Origin of the sequence: Paenibacillus abyssi (assembly GCF_014640295.1) — a bacterium.
GTDB lineage: Bacteria > Bacillota > Bacilli > Paenibacillales > Paenibacillaceae > Paenibacillus_D > Paenibacillus_D abyssi.
This window is the reverse complement of record NZ_BMGR01000017.1, coordinates 79,099-95,270: the sequence shown is the minus strand read 5'-3', so window position 1 is coordinate 95,270 and position 16,172 is coordinate 79,099. Positions and strand designations below refer to the sequence as shown.

Below are 16,172 nucleotides of genomic sequence, written 5' to 3'. Positions count from 1 at the left end.
GTGCCCCCAACTCCCCAAGGAAAAGGTAAAGCTGTATTAGACGGAGCTCTAATATATACAAGCTATGATCTTGAAAGAAAGAAATCCATGCGACTATATCTAATGGCTAAACGGACCCTGGATATAACCGGTGCATTCATTGGTATGGTTTTACTACTTCCTGTGTTTTTACTAGTCGCCTTATTAATAAAGCTTGAAGATCCTAAAGGACCGGTATTCTTTTATCAAACACGGGTAGGTAAGAATGAAAGAGTATTTAAAATGTATAAATTCCGCTCAATGGTTTCAAATGCGGAGGAACTGCTAGAAAAGCTTTTAGATAAAAATGAAATTAGCGGTGCCATGTTTAAGATGAAGGAAGACCCGAGAATTACAAAGGTAGGTAAGTTTATTAGAAAGACGAGTATAGATGAATTACCGCAGCTTTGGAATGTAATCCGTGGTGATATGTCGCTTGTAGGCCCAAGACCTCCTTTACCAAGGGAAGTCGACGAGTACAGCAGTTACGACAAGCTTAGATTAACCGTTACGCCAGGGTGTACAGGATTGTGGCAGGTTAGCGGTCGGAATGAGTTGAGCTTTAGGGAAATGGTTGAATTGGATCTAAAATATATTGAGCAGCGGGGGCTCCTATTCGATACCAAGATAATTTTCAAAACAATAAAAGTTCTTGCTGGTTCTAAAGATGCATTCTAGTTAAGCGATAGGAGTTGAATATATGGACAAAAATTCAAAAGTCTATGTTGCAGGACATAAAGGCTTAGTTGGTTCAGCAATTTTAAGGGCACTGCAAGAAAAGGGATTCAATAACTTGGTAGTTCGCACCAGTTCAGAGCTTGATCTTAGGAACAGGGAAGATGTTCTTGCATTCTTTAAGGACCAAAGCATTGATTATGTATTTTTAGCTGCGGCCAAAGTTGGTGGAATTGCCGCAAACAATGATTATCCGGCCGACTTTATTAGAGATAATCTTCTTATTCAGACGAATGTGATTGATGCAGCGTATCAAACGAATGTTGAGAAATTATTATTCCTTGGATCTACTTGTATTTATCCTAAGTTCGCACCGCAGCCTCTCAAAGAAGAATATCTTCTGACTGGAGAGTTAGAACCAACGAATGAACCGTATGCAATTGCTAAGATTGCCGGCATTAACATGTGCCAATCTTATAACCGTCAATACGGAACGAAATTTATATCGGTAATGCCTACTAATATGTACGGTCCTAATGACAATTTTGATCTGAAAACATCTCATGTACTGCCAGCACTGATCAGGAAGTTCCATGAAGCAAAAGAAAACAATTCTCCTTCAGTTGAAATATGGGGTACTGGGACACCTAAACGGGAATTCCTCCACTCCAATGATTTAGCGGAAGCATGTCTGTTCTTAATGGAGTCTTATGAAGATAATGAAATTGTAAATGTTGGTGTTGGTAATGATATATCAATTAAAGAATTAGCCGAATTAATTCAGTCAATTGTTGGATATGATGGTAAAGTTATATTTAATTCTACGATTCCAGATGGAACACCTAGAAAATTAGTTGATGTATCAAAAATAAATAGCTTGGGATGGCAAGCATCTATTTCTCTTGAAGAAGGACTCCGGTCTGTTTACTCGTCTTTTCAGAAAGAATACTTAATCAAACAATAAAGGTTACATTGGAGGAAATAATAGATGAAAAGAGCTTTAATTACTGGAGTAACCGGACAAGATGGCTCCTACCTAGCTGAACTATTATTAGAAAAAGGTTACAAAGTGTATGGACTTAGAAGACGCACAAGTACACCTAATTATGAGAATGTTGAACATATCAAAGATCAAATTGAATGGATTTCGGGTGATTTAACGGACTTAGCCTCCTTGATTGAAGCAGTCAGAATTTCAAACCCGGACGAAGTCTATAATTTGGCCGCACAATCGTTTGTCGCTGCTTCATGGCCGCAACCATTAGTTACTGGACAAATAACAGCATTATCGGTGACAAATATGTTGGAAGCTGTTCGGATTATAAAACCAGATGCAAAATTTTATCAAGCTTCCAGCAGCGAGATGTTTGGTAAAGTCGTTGAAACACCACAAAAAGAGACGACACCTTTTTACCCTCGAAGTCCTTATGGAGTGGCAAAAGTATATGGGCACTGGATTACAGTAAACTATCGTGAAAGTTTTAATATGTTTGCTTGTTCTGGAATTTTATTTAATCATGAATCTCCTAGACGCGGAGTGGAATTTGTAACAAGAAAGGTAACAGATGCTGTCGCCAGAATAAAGCTGGGTCTTCAAAAGGAATTACGTATGGGCAACTTGGATGCTCTAAGGGACTGGGGATTCGCAGGTGATTATGTCAAGGCAATGTGGCTTATGCTTCAACAAGATGAACCGGATGACTACGTCATATCTACAGGTGAAATACACTCAGTGAAAGAGTTGTTGGAAGTTTCATTTTCATACGTTGGCTTAGATTACAAAGACTATGTAGTAATAGATCCAGAATTTGTACGTCCAGCAGAAGTAGATTTGCTTCTAGGGGATTGTACAAAAGCAAAAGAGAAATTAGGATGGAAATTGGAAGTTGGATTTGAAAAACTTATACATCTGATGGTAGATTGTGATATTAAAAAAGTATTGTCTGAAATGGAGAGACCAAGTGGATTAATTGCTTTAAAATAATCGGAAACAAAGCACTAGCGTTGGACGGTTTCTATTCTATCTTAGAAAAAGATTCAGGGACTTTACAGCGCTAGTGAATAATTTTCTATACTAATCAAAAATTCAGTCTAACCCTGATGTATAGAATTAAATTATAAAGGGGTTTCTTATGGTTATTGGAGAGAAAGTAAACTACGTTATCATATTGGTGTTAGGCTCAATTATCAGTTTTTCTTATATTCCTTTGTTTGAAATTAATAGCATATTATCTCCAGTACTTTACTGTTCAATGGCTCTCTTACTAGCAATAAATTATAAATCTTTCATCGAAAACATCTTTAAACACAGATTTATAATGATGATCTTATTAGTAATGTTAAGTTATCTTCTAACAGTAAAAATATTTCTTCCGGATGTTAACTTCGGCGATATTAGATCTTACATAATAGGAATATTACTATTTTTTATTATCAATTCTATGAATTTAGCAAAGAATAAAAAGATCAGTTTGTTATTGGTTTTTTGTATTATAAATATTACAACGTCTTTTATCATTATTCTCCAATCATATAATGGGAATTATGCTGTAGCTATTGAAAATATTGGGGTATATTTCTTCGTAAGAAAAAATCAGTTTTCTCCTTTATTATTAATGTCCGCGATATATTTATTGTATAGGTATATATATATATCAAAAAATAGCATTTACTTAATTTTATTTTTGATGTGTACCATCAATCTCGTAATTATTCAGTCAAGAACAAATTTAATCGCCCTTTTTCTTGCAGCATTATTATTAATTTTTGTTTTAATAAAAAGCAAGTTAAAAACGTCATACGGAATCTCACAACTGTTTTTCTTCGTAGCTTTATTAATAGTTCTTTTTGCTTATAACTCAGAGAAAGTAAATCAAATAGTAGGTGATGCTTTTAGACTAGATTATATCCAGTATTCAGGCAAAGATAGTTTTATAGATAATTTAACAAGTGGTAGGATATCAAGTTTGCAAAGCAGTCTAAATATTTTTATTGAAAATCCTATATTCGGTGGCTTTTATCAAAGTCAAGTTATTTCAGAAGATCCTTCCTCCCCAGTTGGGTTGCATAACATTTGGCTCAGACTTTTGATTTATGGAGGATTAACATATTTTATTCTATTTCTTATTCTACTAATAACTTTGTATAAGTATTATTACAGAAGTATTAAATCAAATGTTTTATTATTATCAGTAACTATAGCTGGATTTGTAATGTCCTTTGCAGAACCGTATGCTCCGTTTGGTCCAGGTACTAGCTATTTCATGTACTGGCTAATATTAGGTTTTTATATCGAGTTTAATTCCAATAATGGACTTGCAAAAAATAATGAAGTAACACTTAAAGCTGTGGGTCGAATCGATCCACAGATTAAAATAACTAAAAGGATTTTTTATGAACAAAATTAAAAACGTCTTATATAATAAGAGTCATCCTTTATGGGTATTTATTCAGCAATTTGCATTAAGAGGATTATTAGGGATTAAATTTTTACTAATTGCAAGGTTACTAGATCCTGTAGATGTTGGCTTGATAACGATAGCATTAATAAGTCTAACATTAACTGAGGCATTAACAGAAATGGGTCTAATGCAAGCAATTGTTCAAAATAAAAATAGAGTTGAGCATATTAGAGTTATTTGGACATTACAATTTATAAGAGGTTTCATAATTACAGTTATATTATTAATACTAAATAACTATGTAGTTATTTTATTTAATGAACCGGACGCAAAATATATTTTGTTTCTCGCCGCTTTTGTTCCCTTAATTAAAAACGTAAGTAGTTCAAACTTTTATTATGCGGTAAGGGATAAAAACTTTAAAGTAATTTCCATTATATACGGTTTAACTGGCCTGATTGATTTAGTAGGATCAATCATCCTGATTGCAATTTTTAAAGATCCTATCTTTGCGATCGCTTCTTTGTTAATTGCTGAATTAATTAAGAGTATTTTAACTCATGTAGTTTTTGGTTGGACTATCAAGTTTGATTTTAGGTTCTATTTAATAAAAGATTTATTGGTTTATGGCAGATGGATTTGGGGTAATAGCATTTCCTCATTTTTTGTGAATCAATTTGATAAAATAATTGCATCAACATTTTTAGGTACTAAAATATTAGGTTTATATCAAATGGGTCAAAAAGTTACTCAAATGGCAATTGCAGATATATCATTTGCCGCAGGTCAATACTTATTCCCACAATTTTCTCAAATGTATAGAAATAATAATAACGACCGAAATCTAAAAAAATTTTACTCAAATGTTATGTTATTAATGATTGGTTTTTCAGTTGTAATCTCAAGCTTCGTTATTATCTATGCGAAACAAATAATTCTGATTGTTTTTGGAATTGGATGGGAAGAGATGAACAATATAATAAAACTTATGATAATAAGTTCTAGCTTGTCGGCCATAACATATGTATCAGTTGTATATAACAGGGCAATTGGTAAGCCGAAAAAAGTAACAATAGTATCCTATATACAGTTGATTGTATTCGTATCATTATGCTTTATATTAGTTCATCCACTTAATATTAATGGTTTAATATTAGGAAATATCATTTCGTATTTATTAGGTCTACTACTACTTAACTATTCTTTTGAAAATAAGATTAAATATGTTATTAATTCAGTTAAAGAAAATTATGTAATGGTAATTGTAACTACAGGGATAATAGCGCTGATGCTCACGATTAATAAAGTCACACCATCTATTCTAGGCTTTTTTTTAAGTCTGGTTTTTTTGATGTTTGGAGTATTTTATCTAGGACAAAAGTTCATGAAACGAAGACCAACGGATTCACTCGAAACTATGTAATATCCTGCAAATGAGTCAATATCAAACAGTTTATAATAAATCAAAAAACATATTTGTTAGGAGGACATTATGTCTGAATATCTTATCAGGGAAAAGATCTTGATGAAATTACCAATCCTCAGGGTTTTCAAGGCGGTAGTAATAAAAAGAATAAGAAAACTGAGGAGTAACTATGGAAAAGAAATAATAATGCCTTCGAAAGGAAATGAATTAATAGAAAAGCTGTTGAAAAGCAATTCACCCTTTATGGTTGCGAGACTTGGATCAACTGAATTAGAATGCGTAACCGAGTATCTAAATAAAAACAACTCAGATAGAGGTTGGAACGAAGGAATCAGGAAGAAAATATGTACATTATCTGGTTTTTTTCCGTCCGATGATTCGTCTTTAGACAGATTTTCAAAGGAGTTTCTTGAACATGTTAAAAATGTTGATGTAATGGGTGTTTGGTACAATCCAAATGAAGATGTGATTTGCAGGCAATTTTGTTCTAATGCAAGTTTAGTAAGTCTAACTTCACTGGAGCCTTATTATCATTCGGATCCATGGAGTAAAAGCCTTGTAGATAAAAAAGTACTTGTCATTCATCCCTATGCCGAAACAATCAAACATCAATATCAATATAAGCGGGAGTCCTTATTTACTCATACAAATGTGTTACCTCACTTTGATTTACAAACTATACAAGCTGTTCAATCTATAGCTAACAATAAGACAGATTATAATAGTTGGTTTGATGCTTATGGGTATATGTGTGACGAAATTGCAAAGAGGGATTTTGATGTTGCTATTATAGGAGCAGGAGCTTATGGTTTACCATTAGCTTCATTTATTAAAAACATGGGGAAACAGGCCATTCATATGGGGGGAGCTACTCAGATTTTATTTGGTATAAAAGGTAAAAGATGGGATGATCATAAAATAATTTCGAGTTTTTATAATGACGATTGGGTTAGACCTAGTTCTAATGATATCCCCCAAAACTATAAAAACGTTGAAGGTGGCTGTTATTGGTGACAAATTAGATAATGTATAAAGAGTGAAAGATTACCTTAGTAATAGTTTCATCTTAATCGAAAAGGCATAAGGATATGATATGCCAAAAAATATAACGTAGTAAATAGTGGAGGGAGAGCAATGGTAACAAATAATGCTGTTATTTTGTTTATTTATAATCGCCCTGATCATACAGAAAAAGTCATAGAAGGACTGAGGAAGAACAAAATTCAAAAATTGTATGTCTTTTCTGATGGTCCCAAAACAGATTCAGATCGAAAACTTGTTGAAGAGACAAGAGAGATTATCGAAAGTATTACGTGGTGTCAGGTAGAGTCAGAATATAGTGTAACTAATAAGGGATTGGCTGATTCTGTTATTTATGGAGTGAGTAAAATATTTTCCAAAGGTTATAAAAGCGTTATTGTGTTAGAAGATGATTGTGTGCCTAATGAAAATTATATCAGATTTATGAGGGAATCTTTGAACTATTATGGATCTAATAAGGAAGTCATGCATGTATCGGGTTTTGGTTTACCAATTAAAAAATATACAAATGCAGATGTCTATATCACCCCGTACCCATGTTCATGGGGATGGGGGACATGGGCTGAATATTGGAATAACTGTAATTTTAATGGAATCAATGAATACAGGGAATTATTGAATAATAAACAGGAAATTAAAAGGTTCAACTATCCAGGCGAGGCATTCTCTTCATTCCTGCAGTTGCAATTAGACCGAAAAGTTAATTCATGGTTAATTAGGTGGTACTTTCATATTTACTCCAATCATGGAAAGTGTGTGTGGAGTTATGACTCCCTGATTGAAAATAAAGGATTTGACGGAACGGGAGTGCACAAGGTGAGATACGATCGCTTTAATCAAAAAAAGAGTGTGGCTGGTAATAACGTTAAGAAGAAGTATATTTTAGAAGATAATATGAATTATCATACAAAGCTAATTAAAGAATTCAGAAGATACTTTATTAATAAAAGTATTAAGGAGAGGTTGAAAACAATTCTTTATATGTCAACGGGAATCATACTTGAATCTCGAAGGAATTATAAGGTGATAAAATGATAAATTTCACCTCAAAAAATAAGGAATGGAATAAAAAATGGTTGTTAAAACTTATACTTGTTAATAATAATTGTAAATTAGAACCAAATGTTTGCATTACGAGATTTTGTAAGATAAAGAATACTACAATACAAGAGTATTCATATGTTGGAAATAACACACAAATTATTAATGCAAATATAGGGAAGTATTGTTCTATTGCTCACTCTGTAAAAATTGGTTTAGGAATGCATCCTACAGATCGCTTTTCAACATCACCTATCTTTTATTCGCCAACCAATATTTTTGACATTAAGATCGTAGAATCACATACGTTCGAGGAATTCGATAAAGTCGTTATTAAAAATGACGTATGGATTGGTGCAAATGCTGTAATTCAGGACGGGGTAACCATTGGAAACGGAGCAATTATCGCAGCAGGAGCTGTAGTTACAAAAGATGTACCAGATTATGCAATTGTAGGTGGTGTACCTGCAAAAATCATAAAGTATAGATTTGAAAAAGAGGTTATAGATGAAATAAACGAAAGTAAGTGGTGGGACTTACCGCTTAAGGTCATCGAACAGTATAAAAATAACTTCTCGGATATAAAATTGTTTTTAAAAAGTATCAAGAGTTTAAATAACAAATTGTAAGGAGATATATTAATTGGTAAATAAAGTTCGTTTAGACTTATATCAGCAAACTGAATACTCAAGAGGCAGAAGCGGTATTGTAATATTATTGTGGTGGTTTATTCAGGGAACCCTCTTCAGATTTTCACTGCACAATATGTATCGTTGGCGTAGTTGGTTACTAAAAAAATTTGGCGCGCAAATTGGTAGGGGGGTCCTTATCAGAGCGACAGCGAAATTTACTTATCCGTGGAAAGTAAAAATTGGGGATCATTCTTGGATTGGAGATAACGTGCAATTTTATAGTCTGGACGAAATTATCATAGGGAACCATTGTGTCATTTCCCAAAATACATACTTATGTACAGGTAGCCACAAAATTGATGACCCCTCATTTGCACTATCAATAAATCCAATTGTTATTAAAGATGGTGCATGGATAGCTAGTGATGTTTTTGTATATCCGGGAGTCACGGTTAATGAAATGGGCGTTGCTGGAGCGAGGAGTACAGTGACAAAAGATATTCCTTATAATGAAATTCATGTTGGCTATCCTGCGAAATTTTTAAAGAAGAGATTTGTGGAAGAGGTTATGGTATGAAGCCTAATATTGTATTTGTTATTAATTATTTTTACCCTGATTATGCTTCAACTGGTCAATTGTTAACAGAACTTTGTTTACATCTACAATATGACTTTAATATTACTGTTATCGCAGCAAAGCCCGGATATGCGGGAGAGAAAAGTTCAGATTCTGAAAGGTTTGAGTATGACCAGCTAGAAAAAATAAAAATAGTAAGAATCCAGCTTCCTAAGGTGGATAAACAGAACAAGCTGAGTAGGCTGCAGTATATAGCAACCTATTTTTTTTACGCTAATTTATTAGTTTTAAAACAGAAAAATGTAGATCTTATCTATACCATTTCCCAACCTCCGATATTGGGTGGCCTAATCGGAACCGTTGGAAAAGTACTGAAGAAAGCAAAGCATATTTATAATATTCAAGATTTTAATCCGGAGCAGGCCGAAGCTGTTGGTTATATGAAAAACAAGTTGATTTTTCGAACTGCAAGGTGGATTGACACCTTAAATTGTAAATATGCTGATCATATAATTACAGTCGGCCAAGATATGCAAGAAACGCTTCTAAAACGTTTCGCTAATCGGAAAATAACAGAAAATACAGTGATAAATAACTGGACAAATGAAGAGGACATTATTCCTTTATCAAAAGAGCATCCTCGAGTCTCGGAATTTATTGAAAGAAACGGCTGGAAAGACAAATTTATTGTTATGTACTCTGGTAACCTAGGTCTTTATTATGACTTGGAAAACCTAATAAAAATAACTACAGATTTCAAAGATGATAAAGATATAGCTTTTGTATTTATTGGAGAAGGTGCAGTTAAGGCTCAGATGCAGCGATATGTTAAGCAGCACCAAATATCTCAAGTGCATTTTCTGCCTTACCAACCCAAAGAGGATTTGAAATATTCTTTAAACGCAGCAGACGTACATCTTGTGGTTAACCAAAAGGGTATTAAAGGGGTCTCCGTTCCAAGTAAAGTGTATGGGGTGATGGCCGCGGGGAAAGCGATTATGGGTGTGCTTGAAAAAGGCAGTGAAGCTCATCGTTTAATCGAGGAAAGTCAATGTGGAGTAGTTGCAGAGCCCCAAAATTATAATGAAATAACAAATCAGTTAAGAAATATATATAACCTCGATCGAAGTGAATTAATGGAATGCGGAATGCGCGGCAGAGAGTATTTGGAGCAACATTTAAGAAGAGAGCTGTCCCTTGATAAATATCGGAAATTGTTATTATCGATATGAATGTAGAGAAAATGGAGGGATAGGATATGAAACTGGTACTGTTATCCGGAGGCTCAGGTAAACGTCTGTGGCCGTTATCCAATGATGCGAGGTCAAAGCAGTTTCTTAAAGTTCTCGAGAATGACAACAATGAACTCGTATCCATGGTCCAACGAGTTTGGGGTCAGATCACTTCAAATGGATTAGGTGAATCCAGTTTTATCGCCACTAGTAAGTCTCAGATTGAAATGATGCAAATCCAGATCGGATCAGATGTCCCACTAATCATCGAACCTGAACGAAGGGATACTTTCCCAGCGATTGCATTAGCTGCAACCTACCTGTATTCCTTTAAAGGAATTGGATTGAATGAGGTTGTGGCTATATTACCGGTGGACCCCTTTGTTGAAAATCATTTCTTCGGAGCAGTCAAGCAACTGGAGGAAGTGCTTCTTTCTTCGGATTCAGAATTAGCGCTTATCGGGGTTAAGCCAACTTATCCATCCTCCAAATACGGATATATCATCCCATCCGAGTCGATAATAAGTCCTTCTGATTTTCAAAGAGTGAGCCACTTCCGCGAAAAGCCGACTGAAGAGCAAGCAGAGGAGCTAATACAGCAGAATGCACTATGGAACTGTGGTGTTTTTGCTTTCAAGTTGGGATATATGATTCAGATTCTTGAAGAAAAAGGTCTCCCTATTCAATATGAGGAACTGGCAAAGCAGTATCACACATTACCGAAAATCAGCTTTGATTATGAAGTAGTTGAGAAAACGAATAAAATTGCTGTTCTGCCGTACGAGGGATACTGGAAAGACCTCGGAACGTGGAACACGTTAACAGAAGAAATGAAAAATCAACAGATTGGCAAGGGTACGATCAGTGAGGACTGTCATAATACACATCTAATCAATGAGATCGATATCCCTGTTTCAATTTTAGGTCTCTCCAATGTAGTTGTAGCTGTGAGTCCAGATGGCATCCTGGTGACGGATAAGAGCGCTAGTCCAAGAATCAAAGATTTTATTAATTATGATCAAGGTCCGATGTACGAGGAAAGACAGTGGGGATGGGTTCGTATACTAGATGATCAAAAATATGAAGATGGGCGCTGTGTGTTAACCAAACGTATTGGAATTACAGAGGGTAAGAACATCAGTTATCAGATGCATTCTAACCGCGAAGAGGTGTGGACGTTTGTTAAAGGTGAGGGCGAGTTTATTCAGAACGGTAATTTCATCAAAGTAAAAGCGGGCAATGTGCTTCATATTCCAATGAGAACAATGCATGGCATAAGAGCAATTACCGAATTAGAGGTTATTGTCGTTCAAAGTGGTATTCAAGAAGACGTAAACCAAGTGGTCGAACTCTATAGTACATGGGAAGAAGTCGCCCAAAATTGTTTAAAAGTATGAAGGGCGCAACTGAAATGATAACCGTTAGCTATTATATATCTGATTACGGATATGGGCATGCGGCTAGAAGTATTGCGGTGATACGCAGTTTGCTTCAATTTTCAGGGAACAGGTTGCGTATTATCATTTGTTGTTCTAAAGCATTATCCTTCATTAAAGAGTCATTAAAGGAGTACGATCAAGAAATAATTGAATATCGAAATGTCTCCACTGATCTGGGTTATATTCTCAAACAGGGCTCCATTCAGCCTGATATTGACAGGTTAACAGTGGAGTATCTGAAGTACATTGAGGGCTTTCCTCAACTTGTTGAACGGGAATGCAAATTCCTTAGGCAAGAGAATATAAGTTTGGTTATTTCCGACATCTCTCCTATTCCTTTCGCAGCTGCAAATGCCGTGAATATTAAGTCTGTTGGTATTTCGAATTTCACTTGGTATACAGCCTATACACAAATGCTGGAAGAGCATTTGCTCACTCCAATTAAAGAAGCCTATTCACAAATGGACTATTTTGTAAGTCTTCCGGGTGCTGATGAACCGTACTGGGGACGTTATGGACATTTACGAGCAGGCTTTTTTTGCCGAGAACCACTCGAGAAAGATTTAGAGCAATTATCTTATCAGCTAAATTTGAATGGCTCAAAGATCGTAGTCTTTTTCGCTTTGGGGATGAGCATCGGTGTGGATGATTTAAAGGGGATGCAGATGTGGGAAGATGATTCCTGTCTATTTATTGTTTCTAGCAATATGGATATAGATCATAAAAATGTTATTCGTATCCCCGAGCATTATACAGAATCACAGCATTATGTGGCGCTTTCTGACATCGTCATATCTAAGCCTGGTTGGGGTACAGTTAGTGAAGCAGTTAGTCTAGGTAAACCATTGCTATTGTTAAAGAGGGATTCTTTTGTTGAAGACGATAATACGGTTGCAGCATTAAATGATAACCATCCTTATAAACAGATTGAATGGGAGCAGTTAAAACATCTCTCAATTACAAGGGAGTTAGTTGAATCTTTAAATTCCCGCACTACAAAGCAGGCTGCTAACAGAAGAAATGAAAATCTGCAAAAAATAGTGGAATTTGCGGCGGAGTTAACCGTTGAAAGGCAAGTTATCAAAACAGGGTGGTAGATAGGTATGAATATAGCGGTTATTGGAACCGGTTATGTCGGACTCGTGTCCGGGGTTTGCTTTTCAGATTTGGGAAATCATGTGACATGTGTCGATAAGCTGAAAGAGAAAGTGGAAATGCTCCAGCAAGGAGAAGTACCAATCTATGAGCCGGGGCTCAAGGAATTGATAGAGAAAAACAGCAGTGCTGGACGCTTGAAATTTACAACTGATCTGCCATCAGCAGTAAAGGATGCTGATATTGTAATAATGGCGGTAGGCACACCTTCATTACCTAACGGCGAAGCTGACTTAAGTTATATTATGGAGGCTGCTAAAGAGGTCGCTGCTGCGGTCAACAGCTATAAAGTAATCGTAACCAAAAGCACGGTTCCTGTAGGGACGAATGAGAAGATCGGAAACCTGATTCGAAGCTATACTACTGAATCATTCGATATCGCATCAGTCCCGGAATTTCTCAGGGAAGGCTCAGCTATACGAGATACATTGAATCCGGACCGTATTGTAATTGGAACAGAAAGTCAGTTAGCACAAGACATGCTTGTGAAATTACATGGACCTTTGACCGATAATATCATATTTACCGATGTTCGCAGTGCAGAAATGATCAAATATGCTTCTAATGCCTTTCTGGCGACGAAAATCTCGTTCATTAACGAGATCGCCAACATCTGTGAAAAGGTTGGGGCCGATGTGACGAGAGTAGCCGAAGGGATGGGCTACGACAAGCGCATCGGTTCTTCTTTTTTGAAGGCGGGAATAGGTTATGGAGGGTCATGCTTTCCCAAGGATACTCAGGCACTCATCCAGATCGCCGGCCATGTGGATTACGACTTCAAATTATTAAAATCCGTCGTCGATGTGAATAACGACCAGCGTTATAACGTCATTCGCAAATTAGAATCCATCCTGGAAGACCTTAGTGGGAAAACAATTGCAATCTGGGGGCTGGCATTTAAACCCGAGACGGATGATGTAAGGGACGCTCCAGCGTTTGAGATTATTACATCACTGTTGCAGCGTGGTGCGAAAGTTAAAGCTTATGACCCGATCGCCACGGCTAATTTCAAGAAAATATTCGATCATCCTGATGTGAAATACTGCAAGGTTGCCGAAGAGGCAGCACACGATGCAGACGCACTTTGTGTATTAACAGAGTGGAGGGAGTTTCAAGAAATTTCGCTGCATGACATCCAATCTTGGCTAAAGACCCCCATCTTGATTGACGGCCGGAATATCTTTACCGAGCAAGAACTGGCCGATACAGAGTTTGCCTATTACTCCGTAGGACGTCCAAGCATGAACAAAGGAGTAAGAGAGCAAAGTCCAATTCTGTCATTTTAAGTTTGCATCCAGAATCTTGGTACATAAATCTGACCAAGGGAGGTTTGGAGAGACCAGGTTCAATCTAGACAGGTTCAAAGTACAAATAGATCATAATCGAGGTGAATGGAAAGTGAGATTGAGAGGAAAAGTATTGTCAACCATCCTTGCTGCATCCCTGTTGGCAACCCCGCTCAGCGGCTTGCAGCTAAGTAATGGATTGTTTAGTGGTTCAAGTACGATTGCTTATGCGGCTGATGCCGGGTTCATCAATTCAGATTTCCTGGCGAGAATGAATAAGATACGCGATGCACTGCATTTAGACCCGCAAGGTGTAACAGATGTACGCGCTCTTCGTGACCAGATTAAAAGTGTAACCTATTCAAGCGATGGTGCGCTTATCGATCCCATCTGGAATAAGCTTGCTGCAAAAGGTGTTAATATTTCGGTCAAAGAGGATTTGTTCAATCTTCTTACTGCGATTGGCGGCTTGCAATATGATCCAACGCTTGCGAATCTAGAGGCTATTCGAACCAATGCGGAGTATCGCGATGCTCTTCAAGCAATCGCCAAGGCAGTCGGTGACAATGAAGATCTCATGGTCGTTGATATTTTGCAATTCATGTTTGGAAGCGGGACGAAACAAGGTGTACAGGGTGCATTGATAGACACTGTAATGGCTATGTCGACTAGCAATTTGTTGAACTTGTTGATCGATAAAGATGCTCAGAACAGCCTGCTTCAACAGGTATATGGAACTATACTGGCAGACTCTGATTATATGGTCAGCCGCCTATTCGCCAAAATGGGGATAACGGGTCAGGACATTACGGATACACTTGATAACTTTAGAAATAAACTTACGACCGAAGTTCCTGCAACAATTGCAATGACCGTTGCTTACCTTCGTTCGGAGTCGACTGCTGAATCCGTAGTCACTAATGCTGGACGCCAGCGCACGTATTCCATCAAAGTGCACGGAAAGACCATCCCTTCCGGCGTGTTGACCTGGACACGTGTATCGGGGACAGCTCAAGTATCTACATCCGGAGTGGTAACCATACCATCTGGAGCGACGACAGCTTCTGCAATCATTCGAGCCAGTATTATGGATAAAGTCATTTTTGAAGGTGGTGTTACCTTAACCGACACCTCAACTCCTGGAGGAGGAGGTGGTGGTGGTTCGGTAGTAGTTCCGCCTGTACAACCGCCGATAAACGAGCAGGATCTAGGCACTGTTGAGGGTCCAGCAGTCGCTGAGTTTAATAGCAGCACTATTGCACAGGCAAAGGCTGCAGGACTCGGTGAAGTGACCGTGAAAGCCAATGGGTTAAGCCTTACGGTACCGATTGCAGACTTTGATGATGATCTCACCATAACGGTTGAAAATGTTGAAGAGATTGATGTCGAAGGAGATATCGGCCAATTAGCCGTTTCCCAACAATTCGATATTCAGGTCATGCATAACGGAGTTCCGGTAACCACGTTTAATCCGCCGCTGGAGGTCTTCTTCCCTATTACGATTCCTGAAGGCACCGATCCGGATCTGTTGACTGCTGTTCAGATTGGCTATGTGAATGGCATACCGGTTATTCTGGATAATGTAGGCGGCAGCTTAGTATTTGGAGACGACGGCGTAACGATTATCGGTGTATCGACACTGCTGTTCCATTTATCTACTTATGTTGTTATTGAAAATAAAGTTAACTTTAGTGACTTGGCTAGAGTCCAGTCTTGGGCAGGCCGTCAGATTCAAGTTATTGCTTCGAAAGGTATCATCGAGGGCAAAGCAGCGGGGATATTCGCTCCAAGTGACTCCGTGACCCGTGCAGAATTTGCCAAGATGCTCGTTCTTGCACTTCAGCTGCAGAACGATGAAGCACAGGAAAGCTTCACAGATGTTAATTCCTCCGATTGGTTCGCGCCTTATGTTGCGGCAGCGGTAGAGAAGGGGATTATTAAAGGAAGAAGTGCTGCCCGCTTTGCTCCAAATGCAACGATTACCCGTGCGGAGATGGCGACGATGATTGCCCGTGCACTTCAAATCACAACCAATCTTGATGATGTCGCCAATCTTGATGCGGCATTAAGTGTCTTCAAGGATGCAGACAGCATTCATCCTACTCTTGAGTCGGGTGTGGCGTTCGCAGCGTTCCATCAATTAATCATCGGAAGTAACGGCTCGTTTAAACCTAACGATAACGCAACACGTGCAGAAGCCGCTGTTATCATCTATCGTACGATGAATGCCAAGTAATCCATCATTTAGC

The 16,172-nt window shown here is 37.4% G+C and carries 14 protein-coding genes; all 14 read left to right on the top strand.

The genetic code is table 11. From position 1 onward, the window contains the following. Positions 1–696: a sugar transferase gene (locus IEW11_RS21505; RefSeq protein ID WP_373289362.1), complete on the top strand. Its 696-nt coding sequence runs from the start codon at positions 1–3 to the stop codon at positions 694–696. A gap of 22 nt (positions 697–718) precedes the next feature. Continuing rightward, a complete protein-coding gene (locus IEW11_RS21500; RefSeq protein ID WP_188533135.1) occupies positions 719–1,657 on the top strand; it encodes a GDP-L-fucose synthase family protein in 939 nt (312 codons plus the stop codon). Positions 1,658–1,681: 24 nt separating this feature from the next. Then, a complete protein-coding gene (gene gmd / locus IEW11_RS21495; protein WP_188533134.1) occupies positions 1,682–2,677 on the top strand; it encodes a GDP-mannose 4,6-dehydratase in 996 nt (331 codons plus the stop codon). A gap of 148 nt (positions 2,678–2,825) precedes the next feature. Then, positions 2,826–4,100 carry an O-antigen ligase family protein gene (locus tag IEW11_RS21490; protein ID WP_188533133.1) on the top strand — a complete coding sequence of 425 codons (1,275 nt, stop codon included), beginning with the start codon at positions 2,826–2,828 and terminating at the stop codon, positions 4,098–4,100. Next, positions 4,087–5,517, top strand: coding sequence for an oligosaccharide flippase family protein (locus IEW11_RS21485; RefSeq protein ID WP_188533132.1), 1,431 nt, complete (start codon positions 4,087–4,089; stop codon positions 5,515–5,517). Before IEW11_RS21490 ends, IEW11_RS21485 begins: the two co-directional genes overlap by 14 nt. A 69-nt stretch (positions 5,518–5,586) precedes the next feature. Continuing rightward, positions 5,587–6,534, top strand: a complete 948-nt coding sequence (locus IEW11_RS21480) for a hypothetical protein (RefSeq protein ID WP_188533131.1) — start codon at positions 5,587–5,589, stop codon at positions 6,532–6,534. Positions 6,535–6,654: 120 nt separating this feature from the next. Next, on the top strand, positions 6,655–7,596 hold the full coding sequence (locus tag IEW11_RS21475; protein ID WP_188533130.1) for a sugar transferase: 942 nt from the start codon (positions 6,655–6,657) through the stop codon (positions 7,594–7,596). Beyond that, entirely contained in the window at positions 7,593–8,231 is a 639-nt protein-coding gene (locus tag IEW11_RS21470) for a CatB-related O-acetyltransferase (RefSeq protein ID WP_188533129.1), read from the top strand. The genes IEW11_RS21475 and IEW11_RS21470 overlap by 4 nt, the downstream gene beginning before the upstream one ends. Before the next feature lie 13 nt (positions 8,232–8,244). Continuing rightward, positions 8,245–8,811, top strand: a complete 567-nt coding sequence (locus IEW11_RS21465) for a WcaF family extracellular polysaccharide biosynthesis acetyltransferase (protein WP_188533128.1) — start codon at positions 8,245–8,247, stop codon at positions 8,809–8,811. Beyond that, entirely contained in the window at positions 8,808–10,043 is a 1,236-nt protein-coding gene (locus IEW11_RS21460) for a glycosyltransferase family 4 protein (RefSeq protein WP_188533127.1), read from the top strand. The genes IEW11_RS21465 and IEW11_RS21460 overlap by 4 nt, the downstream gene beginning before the upstream one ends. Positions 10,044–10,069: 26 nt before the next feature. Beyond that, positions 10,070–11,440: a sugar phosphate nucleotidyltransferase gene (locus tag IEW11_RS21455; RefSeq protein WP_188533126.1), complete on the top strand. Its 1,371-nt coding sequence runs from the start codon at positions 10,070–10,072 to the stop codon at positions 11,438–11,440. Next, complete coding sequence (locus IEW11_RS21450; RefSeq protein WP_188533125.1) at positions 11,425–12,579, top strand: glycosyltransferase; 1,155 nt, start codon at positions 11,425–11,427, stop codon at positions 12,577–12,579. Before IEW11_RS21455 ends, IEW11_RS21450 begins: the two co-directional genes overlap by 16 nt. Positions 12,580–12,585: 6 nt before the next feature. Continuing rightward, positions 12,586–13,923, top strand: a complete 1,338-nt coding sequence (locus tag IEW11_RS21445) for a UDP-glucose dehydrogenase family protein (RefSeq protein WP_188533124.1) — start codon at positions 12,586–12,588, stop codon at positions 13,921–13,923. Between the two features lie 133 nt (positions 13,924–14,056). After that, entirely contained in the window at positions 14,057–16,159 is a 2,103-nt protein-coding gene (locus tag IEW11_RS21440; RefSeq protein WP_188533123.1) for an S-layer homology domain-containing protein, read from the top strand. Positions 16,160–16,172: the final 13 nt, after the last annotated feature.